16 protein-coding genes are annotated in these 22319 nt (G+C 34.9%); 7 read left to right on the top strand and 9 right to left on the bottom strand.

All coding sequences use genetic code 11. From position 1 onward, the window contains the following. The first annotated feature begins 524 nt into the window (after positions 1-524). Entirely contained in the window at positions 525-2753 is a 2229-nt protein-coding gene (locus Q3Y49_RS12490) for a helix-turn-helix domain-containing protein (RefSeq protein WP_303268589.1), read from the top strand. 203 nt (positions 2754-2956) lie between these two features. On the opposite strand, the gene miaA is transcribed toward Q3Y49_RS12490, so the two are convergent. Further along, on the bottom strand, positions 2957-3868 hold the full coding sequence (gene miaA / locus Q3Y49_RS12485) for a tRNA (adenosine(37)-N6)-dimethylallyltransferase MiaA (protein WP_303268588.1): 912 nt from the start codon (positions 3866-3868) through the stop codon (positions 2957-2959). Positions 3869-3923: 55 nt separating this feature from the next. Between miaA and Q3Y49_RS12480 the strand changes: the two genes are divergently transcribed. The 5 genes from Q3Y49_RS12480 (at position 3924) to Q3Y49_RS12460 (ending at position 10280) form a co-directional block, all read left to right on the top strand. Beyond that, complete coding sequence (locus tag Q3Y49_RS12480) at positions 3924-7202, top strand: PAS domain S-box protein (RefSeq protein WP_303268586.1); 3279 nt, start codon at positions 3924-3926, stop codon at positions 7200-7202. A gap of 1 nt (position 7203) precedes the next feature. Continuing rightward, positions 7204-7581: a response regulator gene (locus Q3Y49_RS12475; RefSeq protein ID WP_303268584.1), complete on the top strand. Its 378-nt coding sequence runs from the start codon at positions 7204-7206 to the stop codon at positions 7579-7581. Between the two features lie 89 nt (positions 7582-7670). Beyond that, a complete protein-coding gene (locus Q3Y49_RS12470; RefSeq protein ID WP_303268583.1) occupies positions 7671-7946 on the top strand; it encodes a hypothetical protein in 276 nt (91 codons plus the stop codon). After that, a complete protein-coding gene (locus tag Q3Y49_RS12465) occupies positions 7943-8704 on the top strand; it encodes an MBL fold metallo-hydrolase (protein ID WP_303268582.1) in 762 nt (253 codons plus the stop codon). Before Q3Y49_RS12470 ends, Q3Y49_RS12465 begins: the two co-directional genes overlap by 4 nt. 1 nt (position 8705) lies before the next feature. Beyond that, positions 8706-10280, top strand: coding sequence for an NFACT RNA binding domain-containing protein (locus Q3Y49_RS12460; protein ID WP_303268580.1), 1575 nt, complete (start codon positions 8706-8708; stop codon positions 10278-10280). A gap of 152 nt (positions 10281-10432) precedes the next feature. Here Q3Y49_RS12460 and Q3Y49_RS12455 read toward each other — a convergent pair whose 3' ends face one another. From Q3Y49_RS12455 to Q3Y49_RS12430, 6 genes are all read right to left on the bottom strand, one after another. Further along, positions 10433-10939 (bottom strand): hypothetical protein, encoded by a 507-nt coding sequence (locus tag Q3Y49_RS12455; RefSeq protein ID WP_303268578.1) that lies wholly within the window; start codon positions 10937-10939, stop codon positions 10433-10435. A 241-nt stretch (positions 10940-11180) separates the two neighbouring features. After that, positions 11181-11687: a hypothetical protein gene (locus tag Q3Y49_RS12450; protein WP_303268577.1), complete on the bottom strand. Its 507-nt coding sequence runs from the start codon at positions 11685-11687 to the stop codon at positions 11181-11183. Between the two features lie 201 nt (positions 11688-11888). Further along, positions 11889-14159, bottom strand: coding sequence for an ATP-dependent helicase (locus tag Q3Y49_RS12445; RefSeq protein WP_303268576.1), 2271 nt, complete (start codon positions 14157-14159; stop codon positions 11889-11891). Positions 14160-14344: 185 nt separating this feature from the next. Further along, positions 14345-15619: an adenosylmethionine--8-amino-7-oxononanoate transaminase gene (gene bioA / locus Q3Y49_RS12440; protein ID WP_303268574.1), complete on the bottom strand. Its 1275-nt coding sequence runs from the start codon at positions 15617-15619 to the stop codon at positions 14345-14347. After that, on the bottom strand, positions 15616-16224 hold the full coding sequence (bioD, locus tag Q3Y49_RS12435) for a dethiobiotin synthase (protein WP_303268572.1): 609 nt from the start codon (positions 16222-16224) through the stop codon (positions 15616-15618). Before bioD ends, bioA begins: the two co-directional genes overlap by 4 nt. Next, complete coding sequence (locus Q3Y49_RS12430; protein ID WP_303268570.1) at positions 16221-17342, bottom strand: aminotransferase class I/II-fold pyridoxal phosphate-dependent enzyme; 1122 nt, start codon at positions 17340-17342, stop codon at positions 16221-16223. The genes bioD and Q3Y49_RS12430 overlap by 4 nt, the downstream gene beginning before the upstream one ends. A 73-nt stretch (positions 17343-17415) precedes the next feature. Between Q3Y49_RS12430 and Q3Y49_RS12425 the strand changes: the two genes are divergently transcribed. After that, positions 17416-18000 carry a porin family protein gene (locus Q3Y49_RS12425; protein WP_303268569.1) on the top strand — a complete coding sequence of 195 codons (585 nt, stop codon included), beginning with the start codon at positions 17416-17418 and terminating at the stop codon, positions 17998-18000. Between the two features lie 44 nt (positions 18001-18044). On the opposite strand, the gene Q3Y49_RS12420 is transcribed toward Q3Y49_RS12425, so the two are convergent. Further along, complete coding sequence (locus Q3Y49_RS12420; protein WP_303268567.1) at positions 18045-20207, bottom strand: hypothetical protein; 2163 nt, start codon at positions 20205-20207, stop codon at positions 18045-18047. Between the two features lie 5 nt (positions 20208-20212). Then, the gene (locus tag Q3Y49_RS12415) at positions 20213-22312 is read right to left on the bottom strand and encodes an OmpA family protein (protein WP_303268565.1); all 2100 of its coding nucleotides are present in this window, start codon (positions 22310-22312) and stop codon (positions 20213-20215) included. Positions 22313-22319 lie beyond the last annotated feature (7 nt).

Genomic DNA, 22319 nt, shown 5'->3' with positions numbered 1-22319 from the left:
TCGAATTACGAAATTACAACAATAAAGCTAAAGAATAAAGTCATTAGCGAACATTCGTTAGGAAAGGATATTGTAAAAATTATATTTTATGAGGTTGGGATTTGAGTTGTGGTTTTGTGGTGGTTTGGAAAATATTATGCGGTTTTGTTCTGCGATAGAATAGAGAAAACATGTGTAAAATGGGTGCAAATTTCAATTTATACCAGAGAGAAATGATGAAAAGCTTGATTCATTTGCTACAACTCACTATTTCATATTTTAACTTTAGGTTAAAATCAATTGATCCCTGTCTTCACAGGTATGACGCACAGATTTATATTGGCAAGTGTAGAAACACTAAGCATTCATTTGGATCATTTTTGATGAAAGACATTGGTACTTTTAATAGCTAAACATCCGATTGCAAATGAATCCTTTAAAAAGAGGAATTTCATCAATCCAAAAATTTCCACCTCCCCTATTTTTCTAAAAAACCCATTTTTCCTACTTTTACACTTAAACTAGAACCAAAACCCACAAATAATATGTCCCAACACAAGCTAACCGATATTGCCAAAATTGCCGTCCGCTATGTAAACACTACCAATCGCTTGATCTTTTTAACAGGTAAGGCTGGTAGTGGAAAAACTACTTTGCTGCGCTATATTATAAACAATACCTACAAAAATGTAGCCGTAGCTGCCCCTACCGGAATTGCAGCAATAAATGCAAAAGGAGTAACTTTACATTCCCTACTCCAACTTCCATTTGGCACTTTCATCCCTGAAGATAATGGAGTAGATTTCAGCCGAACCACTGAACAAATTAATACGCCAAAAACATTCCTGCAACAATTTAAAATGTATGGCAATAAACGTCAGATTATCAAAAATCTAGAGTTACTGATCATAGATGAGGTCAGTATGTTAAGGGCTGATATACTGGATTGCATGGATTTGATCTTACGAATGGTGAGAAAGAACCATCAACCTTTCGGTGGCTTACAAATCATGTTTATTGGGGACTTGAATCAACTTCCGCCCGTGATTCGCCAGCACGAATGGCAATACTTAAATAATTACTATAAAACAGGCTATTTCTTCGAGGCTCTAGCTTTACAGAAAACGGAAATGGTCTATATTGAACTGGACAAAATCTTCCGGCAGTCTGACCCTGAATTCACGTCCATTTTAAACCGATTACGAGATAATCATCTCTCTGACACTGATATCCAAATGCTTAATCAGCACTACGAGAAAGACGTGGAAGGATCCCAAAGAGAGGGCTACATCCATATCACTACTCACAATCGCAAGGCGGATCTACTCAATGAAAAGTCGTTAAAGTCTCTTGATGGAGAAGAGCAAAGTTACACAGCTGAAATCGAAGGTGATTTCCCCGAAAATATGTTCCCAATCCCTGATAAACTAAACTTTAAAATCGGGGCTCAGGTCATGTTCATAAAAAATGACAGCAGCGGAGAAGCAAGGTACTTCAACGGGAAAATCGGTGAGATATCCGAGATGAATGAAGAAACAATAAAAGTAAAACTGAAAGATCCTAAAGATGAAGTAACAGTAGAAAGATACGAATGGATGAACCAGCGATATAGTTTGGATAAGTCCACCAATGAGTTACAAGAAAAGTGGCTAGGAACTTTTAAGCAGTTCCCTTTAAAATTGGCATGGGCAATTACAGTTCATAAATCGCAAGGCTTAACTTTTGAAAAGGCCATCCTAGATTTATCCGATAGCTTTGCACCTGGGCAAATGTACGTTGCACTTTCAAGATTAACTGGTTTAAATGGATTGATTCTATCAGAACCCATAAGTAATATTCCATTTGAACTAGACAAAAATCTTCGTCAATTCGAGGACAATAAAAAAGATCCTACAGCCCTTAATCAGAATCTAGAATCAGACAGAAAAGCATTTTTGTTCAGTAAAGTAAGAGAGACTTTTGATTTTCAAAGCTTAATGAAGGAGCTGAATATTCATTTGGGCAGTTTCAACAAAAGTGAGAATCGGTCCTTAAAACAACAATACGCCAATTGGACAAGAGAAAAAAAGGAACAGTTAGAAGAGCTCTCCACCGTGGGGCTGAAATTCCAAAGTTCATTAGCTCATTATGAAGCCAAAGACGACTACTTGTCTGAGTTAGCTGAGAGAGTCAATAGTGCAGAAGACTATTTCAAACCTAAAGTCAAAGATTTGTTTGATTCATTTAAAGCACATTTGATTGACACCTCCAACCAAAGTAAAGTCAAATCTTATCTAAAGGAGCTAGAAAGCATTACGGAGCAATTGAAATCACAGCTTCTACAAATCAGTAAAACCGCCATGCTGGTAAAAGCAGCTGCAGAGAACCGTATTTTATCTAAAAAGGATTTACATCAGTCTTCGACCTTTGAGGAACAGAAAAAAGAATCTAAGTCAAAGAAAAAGAAAGCGAAGAAAGATAAAACACCCACAGCGGAAGTTTCATTTTCCTTATTCAAGGAAGGATTAAGCATTGATGAAATTGCAGCTAAGAGAGATTTCGTTCATGGAACGATCTTAGGACATTTAGCTCAATATATTGAAAGTGGAGATATTGATGCAACTGATTTAATGGATGCTACCAAGCTGGACCAAATATGCCAAGTGATGGCACTGGATGAGGTAAAAGGAAGTGCAGATGTAAAAGCTAGATTGGGTGATGAATTCACTTACAATGAAATTAAAATCGCATGGGGTCACTTCAAGAAAAATAATCAGAAGGAAAAAGCCCCTTAATCTCCAAAGGAGAAACAATCCATCACCTTTGAACACATGACCTGTGTGGAATGATAGATGGGATATGAACGCAACAGCGTTCCATGCTGGGGGTCGGTCATTTGAATTCTTGAAAACTCGAAACTAACTGCTCAGTTAAAAAAAGCATAAAACTAGTTGAGTTCAGTTGAAAGCCTGCCAATTTGTAATCACGTCAATCTAGGTCAGCTCATTTTTTGAAGAAAAGCGATCACTGCATCTTTTTCATCTGCCGAAAACCAAGTGAATTCTGGATCTCTTTTAAACCAAGTTAATTGCCTTTTAGCATATCTCCGGCTATTTCTTTTTAGCAATCTCACTGCTTCTGCTCTATCATATTCTCCTTCCAGATAACCAAATATTTCAGAATAGCCCACTGTTTGCATTGCATAAAGATGTTTGTATGGGTAAAGTGCTTCAGCTTCTTCAAATAATCCTTCAGAAATCATTTGATCCATTCTTAAATTAATTCTATCGTATAGTTCTTCTCTAGGGCGCTCTAAACCTATTTTTATGATATTAAATGGTCTATCAACTGCATTTTCTTGGGCTCTATAAAAGCTCATGTTCTTGCCAGTTGCACGATAAAGCTCTAAAGCTCTAATTAATCGTTGCGGATTATGCTGGTCTACAATTTCATAATATTCCGGATCAGCTATTACCAGTTCATTTTGCAAATGTTCAATTCCCTTTTCAGCATATTCTTCATTGAGTTCCTCTCTAATTTCTGTTGGAATTACAGGCATTTCATCAATTCCCTCGCAAAGAGCTTTTACATAAAGGCCAGAACCTCCGACTACCAAAATCAAATCATGTTTCATAAATAAGTCGTCCAATAATTTCAAAGCATCCTTTTCAAATTGTCCGACATTATATTCATCATGAATACTAAGCGAATTTATAAAATGATGTGGAATTCCGTCCATTTCTAGCTGAGTAGGTTTAGCTGTTCCAATCTCCATCTCCTTATAGAATTGACGAGAATCAGCTGAAATTATTTCAGACTTTAATCGTTTTGCCAAAAGAATAGATACTGAAGTTTTGCCCACTGCGGTTGGCCCTGCCACTATCACTATGGTTTTTGATTTTTTAGTCAAATTTGATATTTAAATTGATCTTAATGGTGTAAATTGAGATATAAAATTAAGAATTTTGGATTTACAAAAATACGATAAAGAACAACTAATAAAAGAAGTAGAGAAATTGCGCTTAGCACTCTACCAAAACAAATATTTGCTAAAAAATTCCAGACACCTGGAAAACAGCGTGTTCCCAGAAGAAGGAATTGATTTGAGTATGGAGTTCACTGAGGATGGTCGCATTGTAAAAACAAACAAAAATTGGCGCAAAAGTCTTGCCTATTCGAATCAGGATTTAAAACACATATTTATAAGAGATATTATTTTTCCTGATGATTGGCATAAGTTTCAAGATGCTGTTGAAAGAGTAATGCGGGATAAAAGCCAGGAGTTGGTAGAATTAAGGCTGAGCTCGAAGAATAATGATAAAATTCATGTTACAGGAATTTTGTTAAAAAATTTAAGTAACAGAAATGTAATTGCCAACTTTCAGGACATCACAAACCAAATCCATGCACAGAAAGCTCAGAATCTTTTCTATGAAATCACCAATCTGACCTTGAAAAGCGCTGACCTAGATGGACTATTTAAGGGCATCCATGAAAAACTAAAAGAAGCATTGGATGCAGATAATTTTTTCATTGCTCAATTCAGGTTTGAAAAGCAAGAGTTGTTCTTCCCTTATATTCATGATGAATTTATTGAAGACTCTCCTAAATCCACATCCTTTGGGTACAAAAAGGGGCTCTGTGAGTATATCTACCATCAGAAAAAATCAGTTCTCATGAAGGAATCCGACATAATGGATTTGATTCTTGAAGGAAAAATCAATCAATATGGTACAATTCCGAAAGCATTTCTAGGTGTCCCCTTCCAAACCGAAAAAGGAACACCTGGAGTTATCGGTGTTCAAAGCTACAGAGATGAAAATGCATTTCAGAACCGAGATTTGAAATTACTAAACTTCATTTCCAATCAGGTATTGCTGTCGGTAGAAAGAAAATTTATTGAAGAAAAAATCAGTACGCAAGCAGCTCGACTCCAATCAATCTTCAACAGCAGCAACCATATTATATGGTCTATAAACAAAGACTTTAGATTAACTTCATTTAATGCAAATTTTGAATACGAGTTCTTAAAATATTTTAATTTTAAACCTAAAATAAATTCTGATCTAACTGGTAAGTTCATCAATTCTATGATCCCTTTAGAAGCCTATGGGTTTTGGGAACAGAAATTCACTCAGTGTTTAAACGGGGAAACTTTAAATTTTGAGATAGAACTTCCTAATACGCAGGAAAACGATGCCGTTTGGAAAGAAATTTATCTTAATCCAATTTTTACTGAAAGTGGCGAAATCACAGGACTATCAGGAATTGCCCATGATATTACAGAAAAGAAAATTAACGCGCTAAATATTCAGAAAAGTGAATTGAAATTCAGAAATATTTTTGAATCCTTTCAAGATATTTATTTTAACTGCCGATTCAATGGTGAAATTATTTTAATTAGCCCCTCAGTAAAAGAAAATATTGGATATGAGCAAGATGAAGTGACGGGAAATAATGTAACCAATTATTACCTGTACACTAAAAAAACGAAAGATTTATTAAAGAAATTAGTATCCAGGAGAAGAGTGCAAAACTTTGAAGCCACCTTAATTACTCGAGACGGGAGACTGATAAATTGCATTTGTAACGTACGTCTTGTTCGGGATAAAGACAGTAGAGAAGTGACAATTGAAGGTGTGGCACGAGATATTACTAAACTAAAGCAAGCCAACAGAGAGCTATTACATGCTAAAAATGTTGCTGAAAACTCATTAAAAGTAAAAGAACAATTTCTTGCTAATATGAGTCACGAAATAAGAACTCCCATGAACGGTGTCATTGGGATGGTAGATTTGCTGTCCCAAACTCAGCTGAATCCTGAGCAAATGAACTTTGTATATACTATTAAGAAGTCATCAGAGACCTTACTGACGATTTTAAATGATATATTGGATTTGAGCAAAATTGAAGCGGGTAAAATGAAAATACAAACTCATGTTACCGATGTCAAATCCATTTTTGAGAAAGTCTTAAATCTTTTCAGCCAACAAGCCATGCAAAAATCAATTGATTTAAGCTTTAAAATCGATAGTGAAATTCCCAAATATCTAAAAATAGATGAAACAAGGATCATCCAAATTGTTTCTAATTTAACTTCGAATGCATTAAAGTTTACGGAGAAGAAGGGACGAGTTTTATTACATATTTCTAAGGAGATCAAAGATAATTTATACAGAATTGCTGTTGAAGATACTGGTATAGGGATATCAGAAAATGACCAACAACAATTATTCAAACTCTTTACTCAGGTTGACAATTCCAGTACCAAATCGTTTAGCGGGACTGGCTTGGGACTTGCTATTTCAAAACAATTAAGCAGTTTAATGGGCGGACAAATCGGAGTCAGTTCAGAACCGGATGAAGGCAGTGTATTCTGGTTTACCTTAATGGGAGAAGAACCAAGCGTTGCAGAAATTGAAGAATTTGAGAACAGTAAGCAAAATATCCCTAAGAGTTCAAGATTGACTTTTGAAAGTAACAATGCCCCTAAAATTTTGATTGTCGATGATAACACCATCAACAGGCAAGTTGCCAGCCAAATCCTTATGAAATCGGGCTTCAAAACCGACCTGGCTTTCAGTGGCCCTGCAGCTATAGAGAAGGTTAAAAATAATGAGTATGATCTGATTTTAATGGATATTCAAATGCCTATTATGGATGGAGTAACTGCTACAAAAGAGATTAAGAAACTTTCAAAAGCGATTCCGCCAATAGTGGCTATGACTGCTTACTCGATGAAGGAAGACCGTCAGCGATTTTTAGATATGGGCATGGACGATTACTTAGCCAAACCCATTGTCTCTAGTATATTATTGGATGTTATTCAACAGAATTTACCTGGATTCACGTCTAAAAGTAGTAATTCTGAAGAGAATACACCAAAAACGAGCAATGGTAATGAACTTGAATTAATAGATAAAAAAACGCTTCAGCAGCTTAGCAAATACGCTGACAAACCGACTATCAAATCCTTCTTTGAAGAGTTTGAAATTGAAGCAAAAAGTTTGATATTAGAGAGTATAAATGCAGAAAAGACCTCGGATATGGAGAAAATATTAAATAATTTGCATACACTTAAAGGAAATGCTGGAACATTAGGTATTCGCTCCTTAGAAGAACAGGCAAAAAAAATAGAATCCGACTTAAAAAAAGAAAAAACCGAAAAGCTAATGAAGGACTTAAATCATTTGTTAGATAATTTTAATAAATTTACCAACAATTATCAGTCAATATTAAAATAAGATGGCAGAAACTAAGAAAGTACTTATTGCAGAAGACAGCTCGGTAATCCAAAACCTTACCAAAAAAATTCTAATGATGCAAAATTACAGCATCCATTCCGCTAAAAACGGGGAACAAGTATTGAAGGCCTTAGAGTCAGATACTTTCGACATTATTTTAATGGACATTAATATGCCTAAAATGGATGGAATGGAATGTACTAGAGCGATTAGAGCATTGAATGACAAATCAAAATCCTCGATCCCAATAATAGCTATTACTGGTAATGCGAAAAACTACAGTATTGAAGATTTTAAAGAAGCTGGCATCAATGAGTATTTGCAAAAACCACTGAATTTTGACCAATTGGTAGAAACTGTGAAAAAATTAACCAATTAATCATGCTTTAACTGAACAAACTTATTATTAATTAGATTGTAATTAGTACATAGGTTAAAAGGTGTGTAATTAAATTTTAAACTTTAAATATGCAGGTCAAATACACAAAATCATTCCTCAACAAATTAGAAGATGTGTTTTCAGAATCTGATTACATGTTAAGATATGAAAAAGGAAATTTCAAATCTGGTTACTGTGTATTGAAAGATCAAAGCATCGTCATTATCAATAAATTTTTTGATACAGAAGGCAAGATCAATTGCTTAGTGGATATCCTTAAAAATATTGAATTAGACACCAAGACACTAGGTGATAAAAACAAAAATTTCTATTTAGAACTGCAACAAACAGAACTAGCACTTTGAAGGTAACATTTCTAGGAACAGGAACATCGCAGGGGGTTCCCGTAATAGCATGTGATTGCGAAGTATGCCAATCACTAGATTACCGGGATAAAAGATTAAGAACTAGCATTCATATTGAAATAGAAAACAAAAGTTTCGTTTTCGATACTGGCCCTGATTTTAGGACTCAAATGCTTAGAGAACGAATTAATCACTTGGATGCTGTTGTGTATACCCATGAACATAAAGATCATACAGCAGGTTTAGATGATGTTAGATCATATAATTTTAAGCAAAAAATGGATATGCCAGTATATGGCAGAAAGCAAGTGTTAGAACAAATTCAGAGAGAATTTTCATACATCTTTGCCAAGAATAAATATCCAGGAATACCTAAGGTTCAACTGTGCGAAATTGAAAACAAGCCATTTCAAATTGAAGGAATAGACATCGTACCCATTAATGTGATGCACCATCAGCTTCCGGTTTTTGGATATCGAATCAAGGATTTCACCTATATTACTGATGTTAACCACATCCCAGATGAGGAAAAGCATAAAATTAAAGGAAGTAAAGTAGTTGTGTTAAGTGCATTGCAGAAAAAAACACATCTTTCGCATTTCAATCTTGAGCAAGCTGTAGCTATGGTCGAAGAACTGGAGATTCCACAAGCCTATTTTATTCATATGGGTCACAGAATAGGTTTGCATAAAAATGTAGAAGAAGAACTACCTGAGGGTATGAAATTGGCTTATGATGGACTTCAAATAGAACTTTAAAATGCATAATAACTATTATGTGTTTCGACAATTATCAAAAGAATTAGAGGCTAAAATAAGCAAGACTGAATTATTGGCTTGTTTTAGTCAGAGTCGAGATGAATTAATTTTAGGGTTCAGTAATGTATCAGGAGATTTTTACATCAAGGCCTCCTTACTACCTGAGTTTTCTTGTTTAAGTTTTCCTAATCAATTTGCCAGAACAAAAAGCAATAGCGTGGATTTATTCCCTGAGTTTATTGGCAGGAAAGTAGAATCTATACAGCAATTTGAAAATGAAAGATGTTTTGCAATCCACTTTGAAGACAACTACGCATTATTATTTAAAATGCATGGGAATCGCTCAAATATCATTGGTTTTGAATCAGAAAAAGCATTTGAACTATTTAGAAACAGCTTTCCACAAGATTTAGAACTTCAATTAAATGAATTAGACAGGCCTATTGATCAAGTAAAGGAGGCTTTCTTCCAATTTGATGGTAACTACCAAAAGCTATTTCCGACTTTCGGAAAACTCATTAAACAATATTTTCAAAGTATTAGGCTCAATGAAAAAGAATTAGAAGAGCAATGGGAAATCATTTCTTTACTAGAGTCAGACATTAGAAATCCTAATAAATTCTATACCATTTTATGGAATGATGAAATTCATTTTTCACTATTCAAACTTGGAGATATTATAAAAGAAGAGGATAGTTGCTTAGAAGGTATCACTCAATTCTATTATACCTACTCCAAAGAAAATTTCATACGAAAAGAGAAAAAGCGACTTGCCAAGCAGTTGGAAAAGCAAAGGAATCAGAGCATTAACTACATCAAAAAATCAAACCAAAAGCTCGAAGAAGTGCTTGAAAAACCTGGCTATAATCAATTAGCTGATATATTAATGGCAAATATGCATCAAATCCCACCACACGCCAAAGAGGTTGAGCTTTTCAATTTTTATACTAATCAAAATATTATAATACCTCTAAAATCGCATTTAAGTCCGCAAAAAAATGCCGAAAACCTTTATAGAAAATCAAAAAATCAGAAAATTGAACTCGAGCAGCTAGAAGCTTCCATCAAACAGAAAGAGTTAGAATTGAAAGAAGTAGAGCATAAGTTATCTGATGTTAATGCTGCAGAGGACATCAAATCTATCAAGAAATTAATTAAACAAAATCCGCAGAAGGAAAGAGCTCAAGTTGAATTAAAAGTACCTTACAAAAAGTTCGAATATGCCGGATTTACCATTTTAGTTGGGAAAGGGGCTAGAGAAAATGATGAACTGACTTTAAAATTCGCCAAGAAGAATGATTTATGGCTGCATGCCAAAGACGTTACAGGTTCTCATGTGGTTATCAAACAACAGAGCAGTAAACCATTTCCTCCGTTAGTTGTAGAAAAAGCCGCACAAGCTGCCGCATTCTACTCAAAAAGAAAATCAGATAGCTTAAGCCCAGTCATTGTAACGCCTAAGAAATATGTTAGAAAGCCTAAAGGCCTACCTCCAGGTTTAGTGCATGTGGATAAAGAAGATACGATTTTAGTAAAACCCGAAGCTTGGTGGATTGAAACCACAAAGAAAAATTAGAGTAAAAGCAATGACCAAAGGCGTACTTATCAGGCCTAAAAACTCCACAAAAAAGAAATGGTATCAAAGTATCTCTGATGCCATTTAAATATTTTTTCTATTGTACAGTTGTAAAGCTATTTTAGATAGCCCCAGATCAATCACTAAAAAAACTATTCCCTCTCTATATTTATTGCTAAATCATTACTCACAGCATCAAATACAAAATCCTGATAAATATTTTTAACATGATGATTATAATCCAATAATGCTCTGGTTTCATCCTCAGAAGCCACTAAGATCAAGCTCTCAGCATCTGGATTTTGAATATTTAAATTAACTCCAATTAGTTCAAATACCTCTCTAATGTTTTGCTTTTCCCATTCTGCACCCATGTAAAAGTAATATCCGCTACTGCCATCAGCAACATATACCAATTGATTAAATACCGCATCTTTTATAGAATTCAATTCCTCAATCTTAACTTTCGGAATTATTATGTCATAATCATAATCCACCAATTGAACAGTAATGGAATTATTGATTTTTTCAACACTATTAGTTAATAATGTACTTTGAGCATTTGCTTTCAGCGTTAAACCAAACAAAGTAATCATAACTATGATTCCTACAAGTACATACTGCTTAACCGGCTTTAAGATATTTGGATACGTTTTCATAACAATTGAATTTTGCTTTTTTATTTATATTCAAATGTCACAAGATTCCCACTGCCAAACATTGGGACAATGCGGAAATTTAGATTAGGTGATTTACCTAATTTCTACCAATGATAGCTATTTAACACCTCTGTCCATCGTTTTAAAATCTTGAAAACACCAGAAGGAATTAACTACAAGGCACAAAAAAAGTCAATGCGAGATCTCGCATTGACTTCTAAAACCAACAAAAAATAAAAAACTATTCTCTCTCTAAATTTATTGCTAAATCATTACTTGCAGCATCAAATACAAAATCCTGATAAATATTTTTAACATGATGATTATAATCCAATAATGCTCTGGTTTCATCCTCAGAAGCCACTAAGATCAAGCTTTCAGCGTCTGGATTTTGAATATTTAAATTAACTCCAATTAATTCAAATACTTCTCTGATATTTTGCTTTTCCCATTCTGCACCCATGTAAAAGTAATATCCTCTACTACCATCAGCAACATATACTAATTGATTAAATACCGCATCTTTTATAGAATTCAATTCCTCAATCTTAACTTTCGGAATTACTATGTCATAATCATAATCCACCAATTGAACAGTAATGGAATTATTGATTTTCTCTACACTATTGGATAGTAATGTACTTTGAGCATTTGCTTTCAGAGTTAGACCAAACAAAGTAATCATAACTATGATTCCTATCAGTACATACTGCTTAACCGGCTTTAAGATATTTGGATACGTTTTCATAACAATTGAATTTTGGTTTTTATTTATATTCAAATGTCACAAGATTCCCACTGCCAAACATTAGGGCAATGCGGAAATTTAGACTAAGTGATTTACGTAGAAAGAATTTAAAACTTATAATGTACAATTGCGGGATATGGTATGGAAGAGAACCATCAGGACCAATTAAATACTTTCGCAATCGATCTTTTTAAAGCTACCTCAATCCTCCAAAATCCGTAGTTTAGCAAAAGTCAAAAGAAGTGTTTTTTCGCCAAAATTCTCAAATTCGATTGTGGCTTTTCTATTAGCTCCCTGAACATCCATTTTCTTAACTTCACCAAAACCAAATTTAGGATGTTCGACTTTCATACCGGCATCTAAAGACCTAGTATCACTGGGTGCGAAATCGGGTGATGGAGTATGCAGTTTCTTGCCAGGCGGAACTGCCTTTCTTTCCGTCTTTCGTTGGGCAACCAAATTCTTGGCGTATACGCTATTACTACTGCCGTTATTCAAATTGCCCATTGGTTCGGAACGGTTGAACTTTCTATCTACCTTAACGAATTCTGGGTCAATTTCTTCAATAAAACGGCTAGGTTCACAATTTTTCAATCGACCAAAGCGATAACGGGTTAGAGCGTAGCTTAAAGTGACTTTCTCCATTGCCCTTGTTAGCGCAACATAAAACAACCTTCTCTCCTCCTCTAGGTCTGCACGGCTGTTCAACATCATTTGTGAAGGAAATAAATCTTCTTCCATTCCCACGATAAATACGTGTTTAAACTCTAAGCCTTTAGCAGAGTGAATAGTCATTAAATTAACATGATCATTATTTTCTTTATCCTCATTATCAGCATCTGTGAGTAAAGCAACATCTGCTATAAATGCTTCTAAGGATTTATCTTCCTGCTGCTCGTCATCCACAAACTCTTTAATAGCATTAAGCAACTCTTGAACGTTTTCGTATCGATTTAAGCCTTCAATAGTCTTATCATCATATAATTCCTTCAACAAGCCGCTTTGTTTAGCAATAAATGCTGCAGTATCATATGCATCAGCTTTTTCCAATCTAATCTTAAATGATTTAATGAGGGTTACAAAATTATCAACCGCATTGGCCGCTCGACTTGGCAATACTCTTTGGCTCTTTTGCAATACTTCCCAAATCCCAAGCTCATTTTCATAAGCTCCTACAACAATCTTATCAACTGACGAGGCACCTATCCCTCTTTTCGGTAAATTAATGATCCTTCTAAATGATTGCTCATCATTGTGATTAATTGTGAAACGTAGATATGCTAGTAAATCTTTGATTTCCTTCCTTTGGTAAAATGATAAACCACCATAAATTCTGTACGGAATATTACTTTTCCTTAAAGCTTCCTCCATAGCACGTGATTGGCTGTTTGTTCTATAGAGTATGGCGAAATCTTTATTTTCAAGCTTTTTATTATTCTTATCTTCAAAAATAGAAGAAGCCACTAATCTTCCTTCTTCATTATCCGAAGTAGATTTAATAAGGTGCACCAACTCCCCATCATCATTCTGCGTCCAAATGTTTTTCTTCAGCTGAGCCGAGTTTTTCAGAATTACAGAATTTGCTGCATTCACTATATTTTGAGTACTTCTATAATTTTGCTCCAATTTTATCACCCTTAAATCAGGATAATCTTTTTCAAAGTTTAAGATATTCTGAATATTGGCTCCTCGGAATGCATAAATACTTTGAGCATCATCCCCTACTACACAAATATTCTGATGGACCGATGAAAGTCTTTTAGTTATCAAATATTGAGAAATATTGGTATCCTGAAACTCATCAATCATCACATATTTAAATCGCTGCTGGTACTTATTAAGCACATCTAAGTGATCACGAAAAAGTACATTAGTATTGAACAAAAGATCATCAAAATCCATAGCTCCAGAGCGAAAGCATCGTTGGACATACTCCTTATAAATAGCCCCCATCTTGGGCTTTTGCGCTTGCTCATCTTCCGAGACATAAACAGAATTGTTCATATAATTCTGCCACGAAACCAGATTATTCTTAGCCCCTGAAATTCTATTATAAATTATGTTTTGTTTATAAACCTTATCATCCAAGCCCATTTCCCTTACAATGGCTCTGATCAGTGATTTTGAATCTTCAGTATCATAAATAGTGAAATTGCTAGGGTAACCCAATTTATCACCTTCCGCCCTAAGAATTCTGGCAAAAACTGAGTGGAAGGTACCCATCCATAGATTTCTGGCGTCCGTTCCCACTACCCTTTCAATCCTATCACGCATTTCACGTGCAGCTTTATTGGTAAAAGTTAATGCTAAAATGCTAAATGGGTCCACATTTTTAGTCGTAATCAGGTGGGCAATTCTGTATGTTAGCACTCTAGTTTTTCCAGAACCAGCACCTGCAATAATCATAGTAGGGCCTTCTAGATTCTCAACGCCTTCTCTCTGCGGGGGATTCAAATGACTTAAATAATCCATAGGACAAATTTATAATCTAATTGCCAAGGAGCATCGCAAAGGGAGAGGAAATATCGAAAATAATTTTGGTGCGAGCGGAGAAATTCAATGTAAATACCGAGCATACCAGTATAAAATTATATTTGCATATATTCTACATAAATAAAAAACAGAAATATGCCTTGGTAAACTTACTCTAACAAAGCCTACAAACTATCCAACATCTCTTCCACCGCTTCATAAACCATATCAATCTCCTCTTTTTTGATGATATAAGGAGGCAAAATATAAATTACATTTCCAAGAGGACGGAGTAAAATATCCCGCTCCAAAAAGAAAGGGTAAAGTTTATGACGTACTTCATTCACATATGAAGTATCTGAATCCGTTTTCAGCTCTAAAGCAAATATGGTTCCTAATACTCGGCTATTTAGCACTTTAGGATGCTTCGATATTTGCGCATTAAAATCGCTTTGCCATTGACTTATTTTCAATATCTGATTTCGAGTATAATCTTCAGTTAACAAATCAAAACTGGCAATGGACGCTGCACATGCTATAGGGTTCGCTGTAAAGCTATGACCATGAAAAAAGGTTTTCATGATATCGGTACTTTTATAAGGATCCATAATTTTAGCTGTACACGAAGTAACGCCTAAAGCCATGGTTCCGCCCGTTAAGCCTTTAGAAAGACAAAATATATCGGGCTTATTTCCCAAATAGTCAGAAGCGAAATATTTGCCTGTTCTTCCAAAACCTGTAAATACCTCATCTGCAATGCAAATCACATCATGCTCTTGAGCAATATTAATAAGTTTATCTAGTAGTTCGGCAGAATACATTTTCATCCCTGCTGAACCCAAAACTAATGGTTCAAAAATAAAAGCCGCTACCTGCCCTGAATCTACTAATTGATAAAATTGCTGAATTAGTTCATCATCCTTACCCTGAGTTGGCATAGGCAGGAATTCCACTTCAAACAAGAAAGGTGAAAAGGGAGCAGAAAAGGGACCTCTGTCCCCTACAGACATTGCACCAAAAGTATCGCCATGGTAAGCACCTTCAAAAGCGATTACTTTTTTACGCTCTTCGTTTCCTTTGTTATACCAATACTGAAATGCTATTTTCAAGGCAACTTCATTTGCGGTACTCCCATTATCAGAATAAAATATTTTAGATTGATTTTCAGGTAAAATAGAAAGTAATTTCTCTGCTAATTCAATCGCGGGCTGATGTGTAAAACCTGCAAAAATAACATGCTCCAAATTTTGAGCCTGTTTTGCAACAGCTTCGGCAATCTTAGGATGGCTATGTCCATGTAAATTCACCCACCAACTGGAAATGGCATCCATGATTTTTCTACCATCTGAAGTATGCAGATACATCCCTTCTGCTTTCTCCACCATGATATGTTCAAATCCATTGACCAATTGTGTAAATGGATGCCAGATACTCTCACTATCTCTTTCTAACCAGTTCATAAATTCTTTTTTAATTCAGCTGCGTATCTTCTGACCACTTCATGATTAATCTCTTTTTCTTCTTGTATTCTCAACAAACAAGGATAGCCACTATGTTTCAAAATAATGTCTTCACTTGCCGGATTTGAAGCCCCATTAAATACAATGCCATTTACCTCCACCCCTCTTCTATTCAACTCATTAATAGTCAATAAAGAATGATTGATGCTCCCCAGATATAGATTTGCTACCAAAATCACAGATACACCCCATTTTTGAGGGAAGTCAATTACAAATTCATTTTCATTTATGGGAACCAAGACCCCGCCAGCCCCTTCAATAACCAAATGATCATTATCAGTTTTTGGGATGTCAAAATCTTCGACTTCTAATCTGACCTTATCGATTTCAGCAGCATAATGTGGTGATGCAGGAGTATTAAGGACGTATTTCTCTGGAATCAAATCTGACTTTAAATTGCTTAATAAGCCTCCAACATAATCAGTATCCCGCGGATATCCTGCTTGAATAGGTTTCCAATAATCGGCTTCCAAGGCCTCACAAATTATGGCACTAAAAAGTGATTTACCACTGTCAGTACCTATTGCTGTTATAAAGTAGTTCATTGAAAATACTGATTGATACGATGACACAAATTTGTAATTTCTTCCTCAGAATTGAAAGCATGCAGGCATATCCTGACCCTTTCTTTTCCTTTTGGTACAGTCGGACTCAAAATCGGTCTGATGTCGAATCCCAACTCATTTAAATACTTAGAAAATTCAATAGTGTTTTCTGAACTATCCCAAATAATTCCTTGTACGGGGTGAAAACTATCCAATTTTGGAATTGAAGGGTGGAGATTACTTCTGAATAAATCTATATTGTCTTTAAGTTTTTCCCAAAGTTCCGGGTGATGCTTTCGATATTCCAACGCATTTTGAATAGATGCAATACTGTGATATGGTAAAGCAGTGGTGTAAATAAACTGTCTGCTGTAATTAATCAGATACTCTTTCAAAATTTCACTCCCGCAAACAGCCGCACCATGTGCACCCGTGGCCTTTCCGAAGGTATAAATTCGAGCCAATATATCATCTTCAATTCCCAATTCACAGCATAATCCAAATCCGCTTTCTCCATATAAACCTGTTGAATGCGCCTCATCCACGATGATTGCAGCTTCATATCGATCCGCCAAATTCACTATTTCTTTTAAAGGAGCTTGATCTCCGTCCATAGAATACACGGATTCCACAACTATAAATTTATTGCCTTCAGCCTTTTGAAGCTTTAATTCCAAATCGTTTAAATCATTATGCTTAAAATTAAAATATTTGGCCCTGCTTAATCTAACACCTTCCTTAATGCAAATATGCGAAAGCTCATCCATTAAAACGGTATCCCCTTTTTGAGGAACAGAAGATAACACACCCAAATTGGCCATATAACCTGAATTGAATATTAAAGAAGCCCGAGCATTAAAAAAACCTGACAAATGATTCTCCAATTCTTCATGGTAATATTTATTTCCACTTAACAATCTTGAGCCTGCAGCGCCATTATCCACGAATTTTGAGGGTATGCTATTTATCTCATTAATTTTAGCTAATCCTAAATAATCATTGGAACTGAAATCGATTAAATCCTTATCAATTTTTTTCAGATAGCGATATCCACCAAATCCTTTTCTTTTAGCTAATATATTTTCTAAATGTGATTCTCCTTTCGTCTTATTATTCATGGAATTAATCGGTGAATGTATAACATTTATCTTAAAAAACGTTATACAAATTCAAACACTAAAATTAATGAAGATGAAGAGGATTTTAACATTAACCGCATTATTATTTTTTATTGGGATAAGTGCAAAGGCACAAATTTTTACTATTGGTCCTAAATTAGGAATTAGTAATACCACCTTAAGTTTAAAGGATAATGTAGACGCTTACCAAGCCGGGGATGCCAAGTACAGTTACCATGGTGGGGTATTTGCCAGAATTAAAATTACAGGATTTTACATACAACCAGAAGCCTATTTCAATTCCGTAAATGGAGAATATACAGATGCTTCTGATCCAAATGATGTAAAAACTCTTGAGTTTGACCAAAATAAAATCGATATGCCAATTTTATTTGGCTGGAAAATGGGGCCTTTCAGAGTAAACGCAGGGCCAGTTGCAAGTTTTAATCTTGGCGATGAAGTTGATTTTGATAATTCAGTATCAGAATATAAAAATGCAGTTTTTGCATATCAGGCAGGAATTGGTTTAGATATTTCAAAGCTTACTGTCGATTTAAGATATGAAGGTAATCTAAGTAATCAAGCCGTCTTAGGAGAGGATGAAGCGAAAGTGAAAATCAACCAAATCATGTTAAGCGTTGGTTTGAAACTACTTTAATTAGTCAAAGTAAGGCAAGTAAGAGCCTTCTTACTTGCCTTTTTTTATATACCGTCCTGACTTAGCGGAATATCAGAATAACGTAATTCTAACCCATCAGTAAGAACAATATGTCCTGGCTCACCCCTTTCATTCAATAAATGCAAGCTACTTTCACTAATTTGATAAGCATATTTAATTTTTAAAACTTCTGTAAAAGAAAATGAATTTTTCTTCACGCTATTTAAATCACTGTCAAAAAGAGATGAATAGAAATTTTTGCCATCCTCTGAAGAAGAAACCAAGACAATTCCTGCATCGGTTTGAAAAACACCTTCAAATTTCCCATTTATATCAATTTGCTTGCTGGCATATTCGGAACTATCGGGATGGAATTTGACTACAGTCATAAAACTAGGCCACACAACATCCCCTAATCCATCTCCTTGATAAAAAGCCATTTGCATATTGCTATTCCGTAATGAAATTAATTCAACAGGTTTTTCTTGAGTGTCAATCAGAATATCATTCTTAATCTCACCCTTTTCATTGGACAGTATAATGTGATTCACAAAATCCAAAGAATCTATATGGCTCTCAAAAAGTAAATAATTTAAATCACCGCCTCCCACAACATTTATGTTCGTAACATTTTGCCATGCGCTATTGGACTCATATTTTGATGGAACTGCATTGTACCATTGGATTTTGGATCCATTCTTTGCAGCATAAAATGCTTGCGGGACACTGTCCGTATTTAAATAATAACCTCCGATATATTCTAAATCATTCACATTGGTTTTGGAAAAATTGATGTATGCTATATTTTTCTCCAAGGAATCATAATCATTCATAGGGTTTTGCCATTTGTAATTTAATCCCTTATAGCTCGGTATTTCTTGAGTAAAAGGACTTTCGAACTGATCTATAATCTGCGTTTTTAATCTATTGGCTGTTTCACCTCTAATATTGAGCAATTCTGTAGCTTCTGATTTAAAGTACGTTTTAAAGTCTTCAGTTCCATTGTAATACTTCTCGTAAAAATCCTTATTCTTATTTAAGTTACTAGCAATGAGCTCACTTCCATATTTATTAAGATCATTCTCAAGCGTAATAGTTTGTTGAAAAACCCTATTTATTGAATACAACTTCACTTGAAAGGAAATCTCACTGGCGGTATCATATACGGACAAATTCTTTTGCTCATTTAATAAATCAAGTTTATCGTCTTTATATTGAAAAACATTTGCAACAGGAGAATTCAAATCATACTTTCTAATTTTATAAATTGCTTTCTTCTCAATTGGGTCAACATCAATTGAATCATTCGGCTGCCAATTTCTCATTTGTGAAAAGCTATTTTCAAGTTTATCTTCAATAGTTTCAATGTCATTTCTTAATTGACCTATTTCGGAATTTATAATGTTTTTCACTTGATTAACCCATGTAGCATAATCCCATAACTGAATGTTATCAACCAAAAATTCTGTTTGGATGACCAAGCCATCTAATCTATAGGTTTGAATATCATTAAATGTCAATTTTTGATTCAAATCAAATGGGGGATAGGCATTTGCTGCTTCTTTATACTTTTTGAAATAATAAAGTGTTGAATCGTAACTAGCTTTAATCAACTCAAATCGAGTTTCCAATTCATCGTCATATAATAGATAGATATCTTTTAATGAGCTATAATCTCCATTAATTCTCACAAAATTTTTGGAAGCTAAGTCATATTGCTCCACCATCTTCATGAAATTCTGATAAATTGGTGGCATGTATGTAAGAAAAGAATCCGCCTCCTTTAAACCCTTTTGATGTACAATTTGGATCGCTTCGAATTCAACAACTGGCTTCCCATTTCTTTTAAATTCATTAGTGAAATTGGGATAATGCCAGGCATTTCTTCTGACCTCTTTATCATCAATTAAATCTCTTGCACGACCAAATAGCAGTTTTGCTCTTCCCGCATTGGAAATGGCAGCTTCATAATCGGAAATAGGGTGAGCATTTATATAACGCTCTTCGAACATCATGGCTAGTTGTATATTAGTTGCCGGATGATCATTATTATTTTTGAAGAAATCGAACAGAAGTGGAAAAACTAATTCGCTACTATCACCCAAAAAGTAGGGATTAATGTCGTCCTCATAATCCAATTCAACTTGAGCATAAATCACATTTGGCAATAAAATTAAAAGCGATATGATATATATAAATCTTTGCATACTCCTTAATCGTTTTGAGCCAACTTAATATCCAAAATTTTCAATTCCACTCTTCGGTTTTTAGCCCTATTTTCTTCAGAGTCATTAGTAACCACGGGATTTGATTCGCCATATCCTTCAGAAATCAATCTTTCTTCTTTGACACCATTACTTGTAATATAGGCAATAACACTATTGGCTCTTTCTTTAGAAAGCCGTACATTATATAGAGCTGCTCCAATATCATCAGTGTGAGCAGCGATTTCAATTTTCATGCTTGGATAAGATTGCATTAATTTTATAACTCTGTCCAGCTCCTCAAAACTGCTTTCGAATAAATCGGAAGAATTTGACTCAAAATAAATATCCTTTAAGGTCAGGTTAGCATCTTTTGCTAAGGGTTGTAATTTCAATTCTACCCCTTTGCTGTCTTCCAAGATCTCCCCTGTTTTCTCATCTATTGTTTGCAATTTCCCCTCTTTTGTAATTCCAATCTCTGTAGAATTAAAAGCATACCCCCTATCACTAGAAGCTTCCACCATGTATCGATCTCCTACTCGTAGATTAATAGTTTGGTTTCCTGAAATAACAATCTCCTCATTTCTTGTTTTATTTCTGATAATCAATTGTGATGAAGACACAGATCCACCACTCAACAAATCATTGACGTTTATAGGCACCCCTACTTTCTCGGGAACCAATTCAATATCCTGTTCATATTCTCGGTACAAAATCAGGCCTCTTAAATCAATTGAAAAGCTTTTAGGTTTGAAATTCTCGCTTTCAACCTCAATATTGTATGCACTTCCAATAGGTAAATTAACTCTCGTCTTCCAGTTTTCACCGTCAGACTCCACCACAACAATAGTTCTACCTACATCATTTTTCACTGTAATCGTGGATTTTAAAGGATCATATAATTCAATATCGTAAATGTTTACATTTAAATGTGCAGTAGTGAACAGATCAATATTCTTTTCATATTCTTGGTAACTTTCTATGTCTCGTAGATCATAATAATAAAGGGCACTGCTAAAGTCCTCTTTTTTCACCTCCAGGTTGTAGGCTCTTCCTGCTGAAAGCACAATTGAATAATAACCATCGGAAGGATTGTTGTCGAAACTAGTAATCAATTCAGAGGTATTGGCATCAGTGATTCTTAAAGAGGCTGTGAGTGGACTTTGACTATCCGCATCCCTTATTAAACCTTGAATCGTAACATTTTGAAATTGCCGGTATTCCTCAGGGATTTCTACACTATAAATATCATCTTTTTTAGAAAAATACATGATATCTCCAGAAGCAGAAATACAAGAGAAAAGATCGTTATCTGTTGTATTCACATACTGAAGAGGCACTGGGCTTTTCCAATCACCATCTGCATTCAATTGTGTTTGGTATAAATCAAAACCTCCCATTCCCCCTTCTCGTAGCGATGCAAAAATCAGAGTCCTATTATCCGCCATAATTTTTGGGGCTTTTTCGCATCCTAAATTAACAGGATAGGGTAAAATTCTAGGTTCTGTCCATCCAGAATCTATCTTTTGAGTAACATATAATTCGTAACAAAATTCTGAAACACCCGATGGCGTATTTTTACTGTTTCTGGCGAAGTACAAGGTCTTTCCATCAGTTGTTATTGTTGGGAAACCATCAAAGCTTCTGGTATTTACATCTGGCCCCAAATTTTGCGGTTTAGACCAGCTATCCCCGATTCTTTCTGAATAATAAATATCCTCAGAGCCTTGTCCGCCATCAAAGGAGGCATGAAAATAAATTCTATTGCCATCATAGCTGAAATTTGGTCCGCTGATCACATCTACAGAATCCCCAAAATTATTGATACTATCTAATGATATTTCATCGGCCCATGAACCGTTTCCCTCTCTAGTCAAGTATAATTTCCAAGACCCATCTTTATTAGATTCATAAATTAGAGTTCTACCGTTTGCACTAATGCTGGGCGCATACTCTGTGAAATTTTCTGTGCTGATTTCACTCACTATCTGCTTCGGGTAAATTGAATCAAGCACCTGCTCCAGAGAATCTTTTTGGGATTGTGATAACCCCAGAAAGCTCGACAAAGAAAATATAATAAATAAGAATATTTTTTTACAATTCTTCATAGTGCAG

It is taken from the genome of Marivirga harenae (assembly GCF_030534335.1).
In the GTDB taxonomy this organism is placed as follows: Bacteria; Bacteroidota; Bacteroidia; order Cytophagales; family Cyclobacteriaceae; genus Marivirga; species Marivirga harenae.
Note: the sequence above shows the minus strand (reverse complement) of the source record. Positions and strands in the feature narration are given on the sequence as shown.

Excerpts from the sequence above, each read along its gene's own strand:
- Q3Y49_RS12490 (WP_303268589.1), top strand. The coding sequence starts at position 525 with ATGTCCCAACACAAGCTAACCGATATTGCCAAAATTGCCGTCCGCTAT.
- Q3Y49_RS12455 (WP_303268578.1), bottom strand. The coding sequence starts at position 10,939 with ATGAAAACGTATCCAAATATCTTAAAGCCGGTTAAGCAGTATGTACTT.
- Q3Y49_RS12445 (WP_303268576.1), bottom strand. The coding sequence starts at position 14,159 with ATGGATTATTTAAGTCATTTGAATCCCCCGCAGAGAGAAGGCGTTGAG.
- Q3Y49_RS12430 (WP_303268570.1), bottom strand. The coding sequence starts at position 17,342 with ATGAATAATAAGACGAAAGGAGAATCACATTTAGAAAATATATTAGCT.
- bioA (WP_303268574.1), bottom strand. The coding sequence starts at position 15,619 with ATGAACTGGTTAGAAAGAGATAGTGAGAGTATCTGGCATCCATTTACA.
- Q3Y49_RS12475 (WP_303268584.1), top strand. The coding sequence starts at position 7,204 with ATGGCAGAAACTAAGAAAGTACTTATTGCAGAAGACAGCTCGGTAATC.
- bioD (WP_303268572.1), bottom strand. The coding sequence starts at position 16,224 with ATGAACTACTTTATAACAGCAATAGGTACTGACAGTGGTAAATCACTT.
- Q3Y49_RS12460 (WP_303268580.1), top strand. The coding sequence starts at position 8,706 with ATGCATAATAACTATTATGTGTTTCGACAATTATCAAAAGAATTAGAG.
- Q3Y49_RS12425 (WP_303268569.1), top strand. The coding sequence starts at position 17,416 with ATGAAGAGGATTTTAACATTAACCGCATTATTATTTTTTATTGGGATA.
- Q3Y49_RS12470 (WP_303268583.1), top strand. The coding sequence starts at position 7,671 with ATGCAGGTCAAATACACAAAATCATTCCTCAACAAATTAGAAGATGTG.
- Q3Y49_RS12415 (WP_303268565.1), bottom strand. The coding sequence starts at position 22,312 with ATGAAGAATTGTAAAAAAATATTCTTATTTATTATATTTTCTTTGTCG.
- Q3Y49_RS12420 (WP_303268567.1), bottom strand. The coding sequence starts at position 20,207 with ATGCAAAGATTTATATATATCATATCGCTTTTAATTTTATTGCCAAAT.
- Q3Y49_RS12450 (WP_303268577.1), bottom strand. The coding sequence starts at position 11,687 with ATGAAAACGTATCCAAATATCTTAAAGCCGGTTAAGCAGTATGTACTG.